The sequence below is a fragment of the Tessaracoccus coleopterorum genome (assembly GCF_011174705.1).
Taxonomy (GTDB): domain Bacteria; phylum Actinomycetota; class Actinomycetes; order Propionibacteriales; family Propionibacteriaceae; genus Arachnia; species Arachnia coleopterorum.
Window position 1 is genome coordinate 1,535,127 of sequence record NZ_JAANIJ010000001.1, and the last position, 13,947, is coordinate 1,549,073.

17 protein-coding genes and 2 pseudogenes are annotated in these 13,947 nt (G+C 66.3%); 16 read left to right on the forward strand and 3 right to left on the reverse strand.

Going from position 1 to position 13,947, the window contains the following annotated elements; translation table 11 throughout:
- Positions 1 to 26 precede the first annotated feature (26 nt).
- The 12 genes and pseudogenes from G7085_RS09850 (at position 27) to G7085_RS09905 (ending at position 9,447) form a co-directional block, all read left to right on the forward strand.
- Positions 27 to 1,463 carry a type I restriction-modification system subunit M gene (locus G7085_RS09850; RefSeq protein WP_197510828.1) on the forward strand — a complete coding sequence of 479 codons (1,437 nt, stop codon included), beginning with the start codon at positions 27 to 29 and terminating at the stop codon, positions 1,461 to 1,463.
- Positions 1,463 to 1,885: a hypothetical protein gene (locus G7085_RS09855; protein ID WP_197510829.1), complete on the forward strand. Its 423-nt coding sequence runs from the start codon at positions 1,463 to 1,465 to the stop codon at positions 1,883 to 1,885. Before G7085_RS09850 ends, G7085_RS09855 begins: the two co-directional genes overlap by 1 nt.
- Positions 1,886 to 2,191: 306 nt before the next feature.
- The gene (locus tag G7085_RS09860) at positions 2,192 to 2,530 is read left to right on the forward strand and encodes a restriction endonuclease subunit S domain-containing protein (RefSeq protein WP_197510830.1); all 339 of its coding nucleotides are present in this window, start codon (positions 2,192 to 2,194) and stop codon (positions 2,528 to 2,530) included.
- A gap of 213 nt (positions 2,531 to 2,743) precedes the next feature.
- The gene (locus G7085_RS09865) at positions 2,744 to 3,016 is read left to right on the forward strand and encodes a hypothetical protein (protein ID WP_197510831.1); all 273 of its coding nucleotides are present in this window, start codon (positions 2,744 to 2,746) and stop codon (positions 3,014 to 3,016) included.
- Positions 3,013 to 3,882 carry a type I restriction endonuclease gene (locus G7085_RS30060; protein ID WP_197510832.1) on the forward strand — a complete coding sequence of 290 codons (870 nt, stop codon included), beginning with the start codon at positions 3,013 to 3,015 and terminating at the stop codon, positions 3,880 to 3,882. The genes G7085_RS09865 and G7085_RS30060 overlap by 4 nt, the downstream gene beginning before the upstream one ends.
- On the forward strand, positions 3,765 to 4,514 hold the full coding sequence (locus G7085_RS30065) for a DEAD/DEAH box helicase family protein (protein ID WP_197510833.1): 750 nt from the start codon (positions 3,765 to 3,767) through the stop codon (positions 4,512 to 4,514). Before G7085_RS30060 ends, G7085_RS30065 begins: the two co-directional genes overlap by 118 nt.
- A gap of 89 nt (positions 4,515 to 4,603) precedes the next feature.
- On the forward strand, positions 4,604 to 5,551 hold the full coding sequence (locus tag G7085_RS09880; protein WP_197510834.1) for a hypothetical protein: 948 nt from the start codon (positions 4,604 to 4,606) through the stop codon (positions 5,549 to 5,551).
- 769 nt (positions 5,552 to 6,320) lie between these two features.
- Positions 6,321 to 6,653: a hypothetical protein gene (locus G7085_RS09885; protein WP_197510835.1), complete on the forward strand. Its 333-nt coding sequence runs from the start codon at positions 6,321 to 6,323 to the stop codon at positions 6,651 to 6,653.
- A gap of 132 nt (positions 6,654 to 6,785) precedes the next feature.
- Complete coding sequence (locus G7085_RS34680) at positions 6,786 to 6,995, forward strand: helix-turn-helix domain-containing protein (RefSeq protein WP_408647199.1); 210 nt, start codon at positions 6,786 to 6,788, stop codon at positions 6,993 to 6,995.
- 114 nt (positions 6,996 to 7,109) lie between these two features.
- A complete protein-coding gene (locus tag G7085_RS09895; RefSeq protein ID WP_231979388.1) occupies positions 7,110 to 7,295 on the forward strand; it encodes a hypothetical protein in 186 nt (61 codons plus the stop codon).
- An 892-nt stretch (positions 7,296 to 8,187) separates the two neighbouring features.
- Complete coding sequence (locus G7085_RS09900; protein WP_197510838.1) at positions 8,188 to 8,490, forward strand: hypothetical protein; 303 nt, start codon at positions 8,188 to 8,190, stop codon at positions 8,488 to 8,490.
- Positions 8,491 to 8,872: 382 nt separating this feature from the next.
- A pseudogene (locus G7085_RS09905) lies at positions 8,873 to 9,447 on the forward strand (recombinase family protein).
- Between the two features lie 102 nt (positions 9,448 to 9,549).
- Here G7085_RS09905 and G7085_RS09910 read toward each other — a convergent pair.
- Together G7085_RS09910 and G7085_RS30070 are read right to left on the reverse strand one after the other, a co-directional pair.
- On the reverse strand, positions 9,550 to 10,494 hold the full coding sequence (locus G7085_RS09910) for a recombinase family protein (RefSeq protein WP_269452109.1): 945 nt from the start codon (positions 10,492 to 10,494) through the stop codon (positions 9,550 to 9,552).
- Between the two features lie 12 nt (positions 10,495 to 10,506).
- A pseudogene (locus tag G7085_RS30070) lies at positions 10,507 to 10,929 on the reverse strand (recombinase family protein); the annotation flags it as partial.
- A gap of 133 nt (positions 10,930 to 11,062) precedes the next feature.
- Between G7085_RS30070 and G7085_RS34685 the strand changes: the two are divergent.
- Positions 11,063 to 11,515, forward strand: a complete 453-nt coding sequence (locus G7085_RS34685; protein WP_408647085.1) for a hypothetical protein — start codon at positions 11,063 to 11,065, stop codon at positions 11,513 to 11,515.
- A complete protein-coding gene (locus G7085_RS25365) occupies positions 11,475 to 12,017 on the forward strand; it encodes a type II secretion system F family protein (RefSeq protein ID WP_231979389.1) in 543 nt (180 codons plus the stop codon). The genes G7085_RS34685 and G7085_RS25365 overlap by 41 nt, the downstream gene beginning before the upstream one ends.
- Before the next feature lie 101 nt (positions 12,018 to 12,118).
- Here G7085_RS25365 and G7085_RS09925 read toward each other — a convergent pair whose 3' ends face one another.
- Positions 12,119 to 12,568, reverse strand: coding sequence for a hypothetical protein (locus tag G7085_RS09925; RefSeq protein ID WP_197510841.1), 450 nt, complete (start codon positions 12,566 to 12,568; stop codon positions 12,119 to 12,121).
- A gap of 214 nt (positions 12,569 to 12,782) precedes the next feature.
- On the opposite strand from G7085_RS09925, the gene G7085_RS09930 reads away from it, so the two are divergent.
- Both G7085_RS09930 and G7085_RS09935 read left to right on the forward strand, forming a co-directional pair.
- Positions 12,783 to 13,070 carry a hypothetical protein gene (locus tag G7085_RS09930; protein ID WP_197510842.1) on the forward strand — a complete coding sequence of 96 codons (288 nt, stop codon included), beginning with the start codon at positions 12,783 to 12,785 and terminating at the stop codon, positions 13,068 to 13,070.
- Between the two features lie 299 nt (positions 13,071 to 13,369).
- Positions 13,370 to 13,924: a hypothetical protein gene (locus G7085_RS09935; protein ID WP_197513063.1), complete on the forward strand. Its 555-nt coding sequence runs from the start codon at positions 13,370 to 13,372 to the stop codon at positions 13,922 to 13,924.
- The last annotated feature ends 23 nt before the right edge of the window (positions 13,925 to 13,947 follow it).

The following is a 13,947-nucleotide window of genomic DNA, read 5'->3' on the forward strand; positions in this document are numbered from 1 at the left end:
GAGACGTACCTGTGGGCGCAGCGGTGGTGCTGCGCGGCCTGATCGACGCCGGCGACTACAAGCAGTACATCTTCCCGCTGGTGTTCCTCAAGCGTCTCTCCGACGTCTACGACGAGGAGCAGACTGCGGCCTTGGCGATGTACGAGGGCGACGAGGACCTGGCGAACCTGCCGGAGAACCACCGGTTTGTGATCCCGGACGGAGCTCACTGGGCAGACGTGCGAAAGGTTACCCAGAACATCGGGGCTGCGGTGCTGAAGGCGATGCGAGCGATTGAGAGTGCGAACCCGGACTCGCTGCCGGGCGTGTTCGGCGACGGCGACTGGGGAAACAAGAACCTGTTGTCGGACTCGACGTTGTCGGACCTGATCGAGCACTTCTCGACCCAGACGCTGTCGATCGCCAATCTGCCCGAAGACGAGCTCGGCAACGGGTATGAGTTCCTGATCAAGAAGTTTGCTGATGACTCCGGCCACACGGCCCAGGAGTTCTACACCAACCGCACGCTGGTGCACCTGATGACGCAGATGCTCAAGCCTGAGTCGGGCGAGTCGGTCTACGACCCCACCTGCGGCACCGGCGGCATGCTGATCTCGACGGCCGCTGAGCTGAAGAAGCAGGGCAAGGAATGGCGCAACCTCCGGTTGTACGGCCAGGAGCTGAACTACGGGACCTCGGCTATCGCGCGGATGAACCTGTTCCTGCACGGCATCGAAGACGGCCTGATCGCCCACGGCGATGTGCTCGGGCGACCGGCGTTCCACGACAGCAAGGGTGCGCTGCAGAAGTTCGACGTGGTGCTGGCCAACCCGCCGTACTCGATCAAGGCCTGGAACCGGGCTGCGTTCGTGAAGGATCCGTACGGCCGCAACATGTGGGGCACGCCCCCGCAGGGTCGCGCCGACTACGCTTTCTTCCAGCACATCGCCAAGAGCCTCGACCCGCACACCGGCCGCGCAGCGATCCTGTTCCCGCACGGCGTGCTGTTCCGTCGTGAGGAGGCTGCGCTGCGCGAGGCGCTGGTGAAGACCGACCTCGTCGAGTGTGTGCTGGGCCTGGGGCCCGGCCTGTTCTACAACTCGCCTATGGAGGCCGTGGTCATCACGCTGCGCGCTAGGAAGCCCGTGTCTCAGCAAGGCAAGGCGCTCTTCATCAACGCCGTGAACGAGGTGGCACGCGAGCAGGCACAGTCGTTCCTGCGCGAGCGGCACCAGGAGAAGATCCTCGGCGCCTACCAGGGCTTCGCTGATGTGGAGGGCTTCGCCGCGGTGGCGACGATGGACCAGATCGCCGACAAGGGCTACAGCCTTGCCATCCCGCTCTACGTTTCCGGCGCCAAAGCTGCGTTGTCTGGTGACGAGCTGGGCGTGGCGGATGCGCTGGAACTGTGGCGTGAGGCGAGCAACGGGGCGGACGCCTCGATCGAGAGCGTGCTGGGCATGCTGCGGAAGGAGGCCTCCTGATGAGCCTCAACCTGGACAAGAGCACGTGGCGCCGGGTGAAGTTCGGCGATGTCATCGACTCGATCACCGATCGGGTTGACGACCCCTCGTCTGCCGGAGTCGACCGCTACGTCGGCCTTGAGCACCTCGATCCCGGCGTGCTCACGGTCGAACGGTGGGACAGCCCCGACAAGGTGGAAGCGCAGAAGCTGCGTTTTCAGCCGGGTGACGTCATCTTCGGGCGCCGACGCGCTTATCAGAAGAAGGTTGCTCGGGCTGACTTCGAGGGATCTGCTCAGCGCATGCGTTGGTTCTCAGGGCGAAGTCGGGGCTCATGCACCCGGACTTTCTGCCGGTGTTCCTCGCCAGCGACTACTTCCTTGACCGAGCCATCGGTATCTCAGTCGGTTCGCTCTCTCCGACGGTCAACTGGCGCGATCTGAAGGTTCAAGAGTTCGACCTACCGCCCGTCCCCGAACAGGAGCGGCTCGCGGACCTGCTGTGGGCGGTGGAGCGGCACCATCGGTCACTATCGAACCGACAGTCAGCTGCCGCCGTTTCACGGTCGACGTGGCTCGACCAGATGCTTGCGTCGGGGCTTGGGAAAGGCGCCCGATTTCAAGCCTGGTGCTCGCTGGACCGACCAACGGTAAGTCGGCTCCGGGTAATGATGAGGGCGTGGTGTGCCCACGCTTAGCATCAGCGCCGTCAGGGACGGTCGCGTCGTGGGCGGGTCATCTGTGAAGTATATGGATGTCACCCCCGAGTCGGTGGCGAACTTTGTCATCGAGGAGAACGATTTCCTGATTGTGAGGGGCAACGGAAACAAGTCGCTGACCGGCCTCGGAGGTTTGGCGGTGGGCGGACTACCCGATGGATGCGTCTATCCAGACCTTCTGATCCGTTTGCGGTTCGATCGAGCGCAGATACTCCCTGCGTTCGCATGTGCGCAGTGGAACTCCGCAGCGGCCCATGCGGCACTGCTGCGGAACGCGAAGTCGACCAACGGTATCTGGAAGATCAACGGCCAGGATATTAAGACCCATGCGCTCGTGACTCCCCTATCCCGGAACAGCGAGCGATTCTGACACGTGATGCAACTTTTCAAGAGGGCGCGGGTGCCGACGGCGCTGAGCTGGAGAATCTGACGGCTCTTCGAGCCTCCCTCCTCAACGAGATCTTCGGAGGCAACTGATGTTCAACGAAGCCAATACGGTCCGTGACTACGTGCGCGACGTGCTCGTGCAGAACGGCGTGCCGTTCGTGGCCGGCTCACAGCTGCCCGGTCGACGGGCGAGGTGATGATCGAGAGCCAGGTGCGCGACGCCCTGATCCGGCTGAACCCGGAGGTCGCAGCAGACCCGGCCAAGGCCGAGGAGGTCATCTACAAGCTGCGGGCGATCCTGATCTCGGCGCGGAACACCCCGCACCCGGTGGTGGCCAACGAGGAGTTCGCTGCTTGGTTGACCGGTCAGCGATCGATGCCGTTCGGCGCCGACAACGAGCACGTCACGGTGCGGCCGGTCGACTTCGACAACCCGTCAACAACGACTGGGTCGTCTCGACGGAGGTGACGTTCCGGCAGGGTCGGGTCGAGAAGCGGTTCGACCTGGTGCTGTGGTGCAACGGTATGCCGCTGGCGGTGGGTGAGGCGAAGACCGCGACCAGTTCGGCCATCAGCTGGATCGACGCTGCGGCGCAGGTGCATGACGACTACGAGAAGAGCGTCGCGCAGTTCTTCGTGCCGAACGTGCTGTCCTTCGCCACCGAAGGCAAGGACCTGCGCTACGGAACTGTCGGCATGCCGATCGAGAAGTGGGGACCCTGGCGCGACGAGGACGATGATGCACCCCTCGTGTTGGGCCTGGGTGCCGTGCGCAGCGCGGTGGAGGGTGCGCTGGTGCCGGCCTCGGTGCTGGAGTTCCTGAGGTTCTTCACGGTGTACGCCACCGACAACAAGCATCGTCGGATCAAGAACATCGCGCGCTACCAGCAGTTCCAGGCCACCAACCTGATCGTGGAGCGGGTGCTGCTGGGTGAGACGAAGAAGGGCCTCATCTGGCACTTCCAGGGCTCGGGCAAGTCCCTGCTGATGGTGTTCACCGCGTTGAAGCTGCGCGCGATGGCTGCCCTGACGAACCCGACGATTCTGATCGTGGTGGACCGCCGTGAACTGGACACCCAGATCACGGGGACGTTCAACTCCGCAGACGTGCCAGGGCTGGTGGCGACCGAGTCGCGTGCCGAGTTGAAGCAGCTGTTGTCGCAGGGGCCCGCAAGATCATCGTCACCACGATCCAGAAGTTCGGTGAGATCGAGGGCGTGCTCGACGACCGCGACAACATCATCGCGATGGTCGACGAGGCCCACCGCTCGCAGGAGGGCGACTTCGGTCGGCAGATGCGCCAAGCCCTGCCAAACGCCTTCCTGTTCGGGCTGACAGGCACACCCATCAACAAGCGCGATCGCAACACGTTCATGTGGTTCGGATCGGACCAGGATGAGGGCGGTTACCTGTCGCGGTACTCGTTCTCGGCCTCGATCCGTGACGGCGCCACGCTGCCGCTGCACTTCGAGCCCCGGCTCTCTGAGATCCACATCGACCAGGACGGCATCGACCAGGCGTTCGACGAGCTGATTGCGGCTCACAACAACCTGAGCGAGAGCGACAAGGTCACCCTGTCGAAGAGGGCGGCCTCCATCGAGGTGCTGATCAAGGCACCCGACCGCGTCCGCCAGATCGCGGCCGACATCGCCGAGCACTTCCTGACCCGCATCGAGCCGCAAGGCTTCAAGGCGCAGGTGGTGGTGTACGACAAGTACTCGTGCGTCGCGTACAAGGCCGAGTTGGACAAGTACCTGCCGGTGGAGGCTTCCACGATCGTGATGTCGAAGGCGCGCACGGATCCAGCGGAGTGGGCGCAGTGGACGCCTGACGCGGCACAGACCGAAGCGTTGCTCAAGCGGTTCAACGATCCCTCAGATCCGCTCAAGATCGTCATTGTCACGGCGAGGCTGCTCACCGGCTTCGACGCCCCATCCTGCAGACCCAGTACCTGGACAAGCCGCTGAAGGACCACACACTGCTGCAGGCGATTACGAGGACGAACCGGACCTATCCTCCGGACAAGACGCACGGTCTGATCGTCGACTACCTCGGGGTGTTCGACGACGTGGCGGAGTCGCTGAAGTTCGACGACGAGTCGGTGCACGAGGTGATCTCGAACATCGAGGAGTTGAAGGCGCAGTTCCCTGACGCCATCGCGGCTGCGCTCGCGTTCTTCCCCGGCGTCGACCGCACAGTGGGCGGCTACGAGGGCCTGGAGGCTGCCCAGACCGCACTGGGGCCGACAAGGGCACGAAGGACGCGTTCGGGCTCGCGTTCAGCATCGTCACCCAGTTGTGGGATGCGATCAGCCCGACCCGCTTCTCGGGGAGTTCGAGAGCGACTACCGCTGGCTCGTGGACGTCTACGAGTCCGTGCGGCCGGTCGACACCGCTGGCCGGCTGATCTGGCACGCGCTGGGGCGCAAGACCATCGATCTGATCAGCCAGTACGTGGAGGTGGAGGTCCCCAACCGGCTGAGACGATCAAGCTGGACGCCGAGACCATCGAGGACCTGCTCAGTGGCGATCCCAGCAAGACAGACCCGAAGGAGATCGAGAAGCAGATCACCGCGCGTATTGCCCGGCACCTCACCAACCCGAAGTTCGTCGAGCTGGGCAAGCGACTCAACGACCTGCGCAAGCGCTACGCCGAAGGGCAGCAGTCCAGCCTGGACTTCCTGCGCTCGCTGCTGGAGCTGGCCCGCGACACCGTGGCGGCCGAGAAGGCGCTGAACGAAGTGCCGCGCGAGGAGCGCGGCAAGGCTGCGCTCACGGAGCTGTTCGAGGCTGTGAAGGGCGAGGACACGCCCGTCATCGTCGAGCGCGTGGTGGATCGGATCGACGAGGTGGTGCGAGGCATCCGGTTTGACGGCTGGCAGGCCACCAGCGAGGGGGATCGCGAGGTCAAGCAGGCCCTGCGCAGGACGCTGTACATCCAGTTCAAGATCCGCGACGAGGACGTCTTTGAGAAGGCCCTCGGTTACGTCCGCGAGTACTACTGATCAAGGAGCCAGCCCATGATGCACTATTTGGGCCCCAGCGTGGGCAAGGTGCCGCTCTCGACCTGGGACGAGGTTGTCACGGCTGCAGCAGGGGCCTGCTGGAGGAGACCCAGTGGGTTGAGCTGAAGGCGATGTTTGGTCCGGCGAACAAGGCAGTGAACGTTGAGCTGGCCCGTGACCTGGCTTCACTGAGCCTGTACGGCGGTGTGCTCGTGTTCGGGTCAAGGACAAGACGTTCGAGGTGGTCGGATGCGACGTGGCAGGGATGGTCGAGCGGATCTCCCAGGTCGCCTCGACCCGCGTGCATCCGCCACTGTCCCCGTGATCTACCCGGCGATCCAGCATCCCGAGGACGAAGGGTCGCATGTGCTGGTTGTCGAGGTGCCCGCCTCAGCGCAGGCACCACACATGGTGGACGGCGCTTACTGGGGCCGCTCCAGTGATGGCAAGAGGAAGCTCGCTGACCCGAGGTGCGGGAGCGGATGGAGGCACGAGCAGGTGACGCAGCCACGTTCAAGGCGCGACTGCTGTCGATGGTCGACCGAGACCCTCTGGCTCCGTCCATTGCGGACCACCCGACCGGGAACGGACATATCTACCTCTTGGCAGAACCGTGTGCTCCGGTGTTGGGTCGAGACGAGGAACTTCATCTCCAGAACGTGGTGGCGCAGTTGTTCCGTGATCAGGACGCGCGCGGCTCGCTGTCCTCGCTCGACAGCTCTGCTCGCGACCCCTGGGCTTGGCGGTGACGACGCGGTACTCCGAGCCGATGGAGCGCAGGCACGAGGACATGCTTTGCCACCTGCTGTGCCTGGACGAGGATTCCAGCCTGGAGTTCGTCAGTGGTGGCGGCACGATGTACCGCCCGCGTGGATTCCGAGAAGAGGGCGCGATCGAGGTTGTCGGTACCACGACGATCCTGAAGTCGACGCTGCAGTTCTTCCAGCTCATCGGTGAACTGTCGCTCCGCCACTGGGGTTATGCGGGGCAGTGGCGGGTTGGCATCCACGTAACGAACCTGGCCGGCAAGGAAGTCTCGTTCAATGACTTCTTGCGACGGGGCACCACGTTCCCCGCGATGTGTACACCCACCAGATGCTGACTGCGCCGGCATCTTGGACGGAGGGTGCAGAGCCTGAGGCGCGCAAGTTGTTGGCCGGGTTCCTGAGGGAATCGGGCGAGAGGGTGCAGCGCTGCACGAGGTGCAGTTGTGACAGCCGTGTGGGCTGAGCGAGTGCGGGAGGCCCGGAAGCTGCGGGGCTGGTCCCAGACCCAGCTCGCTGAAGCTGCCGGTGTTTCCCGGCCAACTGTGGCCCGGATCGAGGCAGGCCAACGGGTGAGCCTCAGCACCTTGACCAGAGTCGCTGCCGCTGTGGGACTGGAGGTCCAGATATTCGTTCAGCAAGCCGAGGGTGACCACTCCCCGACTAGATTCACCCCATGACGCGCTGTGCAGCCCACAGGTGCCCGAGGAGGCTCTCCCCGGGCATCAGCTGTGTCGTCTCACCAGCGCCGCCTGGAGGCCGGTGGAGGGCTTCCTGTGGCTGGTGAGCCGGTGGTGGGCGACCCCTCGGGCCACGGGCGGTACGGCATCCTCGACACCAACGAGTACGGCGTGCTCTGCCACGAGTGCGGCGACCGTTTCGCGAGCGTCGGGATCCACTCGCAGCGTGTGCATGACCTGACCGCCCGGGAGTACCGCGAGCGCCACGGGGTGGAGGGCCGCTGGCGTTTCCTCGGGTGAAGGGACCCGTCGGCGACCGAGGGCCTGTCCCAGGTGCGGCAGGACGGTCACGACCCGCCGACGGACCTGCGACCAGTGCTGGGCGGTGAAGCAGGAGCGACCTAGTTCACCGTCAAACAGGGTCTACCCCAACTACCACGACCGGATGCGGCGTTTCCTGCGTCCAACGGCATCGGTGATGTGTATCGCTGGACAGGAGTGGAGAGGCGGTCCAGGCATGGTCGGACACAAGGGCCAGGTGGTCGGGTACGTGCGCATGAGCGCGGCCGACCTGTGACTGGCAGCGATACATGGCGGGCTTCTGGTGACGCTGAGTGGCACCCAGCTCGGGGCCGGCATCGCTGGGGCTAGCGGACCTCTGCTCCTCAGAAGATCGATCTCGAGCTCCCTAGCCGTGGGTACTCCTGCCGTCCGGCGCCTCGCAGTTACACGCGGTCTTCGAGGGAGGCCAAACGCCCAGCCTCAGGGCGGAACTTCGCCCCCATGTCCCGCACCCGCTCACAGATCGTGATGACGCGCGGCTGCCACACCGTACCTCGTGGTTGGCCAGACGGCCTCGGAGGCGTCACTGTCAGAAACCGCCCGATTCCCGTGCTGGGCACGCTTAGGTTCCGTCGCCCCAACGCGGCTACCTGGCTGTCGTGAACCCCCGCAATATCGTTCATCGCCGCTTTCAAGTACGTCATCGAGCCGGCCGACCCGTGCGCGATGGCATTGCGGGTGGCGACCATGAGCGCGAGGACCTTCCAGTCCAAGTAGTCCAGCGACTTCGGCAGCGCAGCCAGGTTCGGTACTAGGTGATTGTCCGCCTTGGCGTCCGAGGACCGCTTGTCCTTGAAGGTGAGGTTGTAGTCGTTGGGTCGAGCATTCCCGCGACCCGCGCCATCGTCGGGTGCTTGGGCAGCACGACTTCAAATCGGCCCTCGGGTCCGCCTCGATGCCCTCGATCAGGGCCTTGACCTTCTGGTCAGACTTCGCGGCGTCGACCACGCGGTTGCTCACCCAGGCGCGGAACTGGGTCGCGTCGCAGGCGATGGCTCGTATATGCCAGTCGGTCCGAAACGCCTCCCAGTTGGTGGCGCAGGCGCTCAACGTGGCCTCAGAGGTGGCGTGCAGCGCGGGTTGGCCGAGCACATCCGCCTGCGCCTGGATCGCCCACCAGTGGTCGATGACGCGCTGCTGCGCATCGAGGTAGGCCTCGACGGGTTTGCGGAGGTCCGGGGTCCTGGTCACCCGCCCGATGCTATCGGTGCACGGCGGTGAGCGTTCATCTCCGATGCCTCTGCCGATGCGCAGCTGGCATAACTACGTCGATGCACAGGCTGCCTAGTGTGAGCCGTAGGCGGGGCGAGCGCACAGAGGATGAGGTCGCAGGCACCTAGCAATAGAGGAACATCCACGCACGCGTATAGGACTGCCGCCCTCGAACAACCACTTGGGCGCGTTCGATAGCCGGTCGTTCACCGGGACGGCCGGCTGGACATGAGGGATTGGGCGGCCACGCGGGACGCGGTGTCCCGTTTAGGGCGTCCGATGATGTGTTTCGATGATGGGGCCTCTAACGGTACAATCGAGGCATGAAGATCGGGTACGCGCGGGTCAGCACCGGCGGGCAGGACTCCACGGCGCAGCGCGAGGCGCTGGAGGCGATGGGAGTGGCCGCCGCCGACATCTACGTCGACGAGGGGTTGACCGGCCGGAACCGGGCCCGGCCGGAGCTGGGCAAGGCGCTGGCCGCCGTCCGCGCCGGCGACGAGTTCGTGGTCACGAAGCTCGACCGGCTTGCCCGCAGCATCAGGGACGCCCAGGACATCGCCGAAGAGCTGCAGGCCAAGGGGTGACGCTGCGGTTGGGGGCGTCGGCCTACGACCCGGCCGACCCGATGGGCCGGATGATGTTCAACGTCATGGCCACCTTCGCCGAGTTCGAGGCCGACCTGATCCGACTCCGCACCAAGGAGGGCATGGCGGTCGCGAAGGCGAAGGGCCGGCTGAAGGGCAAGAAGCCCAAGCTCAGCACCGTGCAGGAGAAGCACCTGGTCGAGCTGTACCAGGCCGACGAGCACACCGTCGGTGAGCTGGCTGAGCTGTTCGCCGTGGGCAGGTCCACCGTCTACCGGGCGGTCGAGCGGGCTAGGGCGTCTTCCAGGTGATGCGTACGGTCTCGGGGTTGACGATCCGCTTGCGGTAGTCCCCGAGGTAGGCGTTCTCCTTGGTGCCCGGAGCCAGGATCTCGATCACGCAGAAGGCATCGATCAGGGCACGCTTGGCGTCTTGGGTGAGGCCATGCCACGCGGCACCGACGTCGTCGGCCTCAAGGATCTCGCGCGCCGCCGGCGAGGCGGGCATCGGGAGCTGTGACTCCAGCTCCTCGCGCTTGACGCTGGTGACCCGGTTGAAGGCCAGCAGTTGGGGCAGCGTGATCTCGTTGCGCGCGTGAGCCTCGGCCATCTCGATCGAGCTGGTGTCGAGTTCGCGCAACTGCGCCTCGATTCCGGCCACATCGACGGCTGGGCCGTGGCGATCGTGAGTTGCCGCCGTGTTTCGGGCCGAGACAGCCGGGCGATCATCACGCGCTCGACATAGTCGTCGATAGGACCGCTTTCCCGGTAGACGTGCTGACCTTTGAGACCACACCTGATGCGCCGGCGACCGTTGCGCTGGCCACCGCTCATCATCGGACTACCGCACTCGGCACAGCGGGCCAGCCCTGACAGCAGCTGACGCTCGCCGCTCGGGAATCGGCGCTTCTGGGAGTTGGTTTCCAGTACGCGCTGGACCGCGCGCCACTGCTCGCGCGTGATGATGGCCGGCCAGGTGGCAGGCACCGGTTCGCCCGTCTCGGGGTCACGGACCTCCTCACCCTTGTAGGTCACGATTCCAGCGATGCGACGGCTCCGGAAGTGTGCACGGACCCGTTCGCCTGTCCAGCGAGAGGGGCGCAACGAGGGCAACGGCGGGGGTTCCTCATTCTTGGCAAGCGCATCCTCGACGGCCTCGGCGTGGGCGGCCAGCTCCTCCTGCGAGCGATGCCGACCCTGTGGAGGCAGCAGCCCCGCCTCGTTCCAGCGCTTGGCGATGCCGTACAGCGACCCCTCGTTCAGGATGGACTCCACGCCCTCGCGAATGGCCTGGGCCTCGACGTCGCGGATGGTGACGCCGTCGGGCTCGTAGCCGAAGCATCGGCGTGTGACGTGCATCTTCCCCTGCAGGGCACGCTGCTCGTTGGCGGCACGGTGGCGGGCACCCTTCTGCTCGGCCTCGTACAGCGCGACGGACCCGGCGATGCGTGCCTGCAGCCGTCCGCTCGGGAGGGTCAGGTTGAGGGCGCTCGACATCACTGCGTGAGTCGGGACGGTCGCGGCCTGGCACACGTCGATGTAGCGCTCCAGATCGGAGATCTGGCGGTACAACCGATCGTGGTGCCAGCACACCACCACATCGACACGCTTCTCAGCGATCGCGGAGAGCATGTCCTCGTAGCGAGGGCGACGGGTGCCGGAGTAGGCCGAGACGTCGTTGTCGGAGAAGACCTCGACCTCCTGCCAGCCGCGGCGCTCGATGAGCTTGCGGCAGGCCTCCAGTTGCCGGCGAACACCCATCCCAGTACGGGTGACGTCCTTGGAGATGCGGGCGTAAACGACTGCGCGAGACCCAGGGGCAGGTCTTCGGGGTGTCGGTCGTCATGGTCATAACTCTATCATCCAAGCTGGAGCGGGCACCTTGTCCACAACGCATTCCCACTCCGCCTCGTCCACCATCGACCGGTTGGCGGCCCGTGTCGCGCAGGGGCGCGTGATGAGCATCGAGGACGCGATGCGCCAGATCGCGCACCACATGAACTTCGTGGTCCACGTCACCCTGCAGGACGACGCCTGGCGTGGCGGGACGCGAAGGCGGTTCGTCTCGGAGGTGCGCCAACTCACGGGCTCGATGGAGGCGGGCGCCCGTCCACACACCTCGTCTACCGCGCCGCGACCGCCACGGAACCGGAGCTCTTCCAGCCGGAGGCCGGCATGTCGGCCGAACTGGCGCCGTTCGAGAGGGCGGGCAATGGGGCTGACTCTGGCGATCACCGCCGGCGGCGCCGTCGGCCTCGGCCTCGTCCTCGTGGTCGCGGGCTGCTCCGCGCGGAACCATCCACAGATTCATCCACAGGTCTGTGGACAAGTGCCCGCCGATGGTGGGAAACCCTCTCGGCACGCAGGCGGGGCTGGATGATCGGATCCGCTCTCGCGGGCGTCCTGATCGCCGTCGCGACGGGCTGGTTGATCGCGCTGGTGATCGTCCCCGCGGGCTGATCCTCCTGCCCGGCCTGCTGTCCAGCCCGCCGCAGCGGGAGATCGAGACACTCGCCGGGCTCGACAGGTGGGTCCGCCTGATCGCCACCTCGTTGACCGCGGGCAAATCGATCCGCGACGCGATCTTCGCAACGAGACGTCAGGTCGCTCCCGTGCTGCGCGAGCCGGTGGCGCGGCTGTGCACCCGGCTCGATCAGCGGTGGACCATGCGCGACGCGTTGTGGGTGCTCGCCGACGACCTCGACTCCGCCGATGCGGACGCCGTCGTGGCCGCGCTGGCCATCGCGTCCTCCCGCGGTGGCGCGGGCGCCCGGGTGACGCTCGGCGCGCTCTCCGACAACATCCAGGACCGACTCAGGGCTCTGCGTGAGATCGCAGCCGAGCGGCGAAGCCCCGGGCGGTGGTGCGGCAGGTCACGCTGATCACCCTCGCCGTGCTGGGCGGCGCGCTCCTTCTGAGCCCGCAGTTCTTCGAGCCCTACTCGACCCGGTGGGTCAGGTGGTGGCCTCACGCTGGCCGCCGTCTACCTGGGCTGTCTGATCATGCTGCGCCGCCGCACCGTGCCGCAGCCCACGCCTCGCTTCCTGCGGAGCATGCAGTGACCGGGCTCGTGGTTGCGTTCGGCATGCTCGTGGGCCTCGGCGCGTACCTGGCCGTGCGGGGCAGCCTCACCCAGCCGGTCCGGCTCGGAGACGCGCTGGCGATCCTGGACCGGCATCACCTCGTCACCGATCGCAAGCCGACGGCTTCCGGGCTCGAGGGCCTCGCCCAGCGCCTGCAGCGCGGGCTCCGCCTCCCTCTCACCGAGAATCAGCAGCGACTGCTTGCCATGCAGGGCCGCACCGTCGGTGACTTCTTCACCGAGAAGTTCGTCTGGACCGCTGCGGGCCTGCTCCTGCCGACCCTGTGGGCACTGATGCAGTGGGCATTCGGACGCGCCCGGGCCTCGCGTCGGTGGGCGTCTCCCTGGCATGTGGGCTCCTCGGGTACTTCGTCGCCGATGCGCGGCTCAGGGGCGGCGCAGAACGATATCGCGCCTCGGCTGTCGACGGGATGCACACCTTCTTCGATCTGGTGGTGCTGGAGCGGCTGGCCAACGCCTCGGCGGCGCAGGCCGCCGCGAACGCGGCCTCCATCTCCGACGCCCCCTGTTCCATCGGATCTCCGCGGGTCTGGAGCGGGCCCGCATGGAGCAGAGCCAGCCGTGGGACGAATTGCGTCGGATCGCCACCGAGTGGAACGTGTCGGAACTGGCCGACTTCGCCGACGTCATGCAACTCGAGGAGCAGGGCGCGGGCCTCGCCGACATCCTGCAGGCGCGGGTGCGGGAACTGCGCGACGCGCATCTCAGCCGGCAGAAGGCCGAGGCGCAGGAGGCCAGCGAATCGCTGTCGCTCTGGATGACCCTGCCTGCACTGCTGCTGGGTGTGGCTCTCGTCACTCCCGCGCTCCTCACCCTGCTCGGGCCGGGGTGAAACCGTGGAGAACGTGACTGTGGACAACCGTGGATCCGGCGTCCGGCCGGCGGAGAGTACAAATCAGGAGGAACCCATGTCGATCATCCACCACAGCGTCGGGATGCTCGTGCATCTGCTGCACGGAGCGCCCCGAGCCGAGACGAGCGCGGGCTCAGCCAGAGCACCGAGAACGCCATCCTGTTGGCGGGTGCCGCCGCGATCGCGCTGATCGTCATCGCGGCCATCACCGCTTACGTCACAGACCACCTCCCAAGTGACATGACCGACGAGGCATCCAGGCGGCCTGGGAGCGCGCGATGAGGGCGGCACGTTCGGCCGGCGCGCTCATCGTGGTGTGCCTGCTTGTCGCCGGGGTGCCATGGGCGCTGAACCGGTTCGGGTCGGCAGGCGACCTGCTCACGGTCGACTGGTCGTCCGTGCTCACCGCACCCATCGGGAGCGACCTTGTGCTTGCCCTGCTCAGCGCTGTCGGTTGGCTCGCCTGGGCATTCATCACCGCGGCCCTCGCCTGGAGTTCCTGGCCGTCGCCTCCAGGCAGCGCATCCGCGTGCGGCTCCCGGCACCGGATGGTTGCGGCCGCTGATCGGGACACTGGTGGTGGCCGCCGCCGCATCCCCACCCTCGCCTCGGCGGACGTCGCGGCCCCGCCACCCGGGACGCTCGCACAGCCGACCGGCGGTACGACGGCGCCTGCGCCCCGGCCGTCGGCCGGGAGGCCCCGGTCGGGCGCGGATACGTGGTGCAACCCGGCGACGAGCTCTGGGACATCGCCGAGCGCGAACTCGGCAGCGGTGAGCGGTGGCGCGAGATCGTCGCGCTCAACCCGGCCATCGGCGACTCGCTCAAGGTGACCACCGGGCAGAGCCTCCGGCTG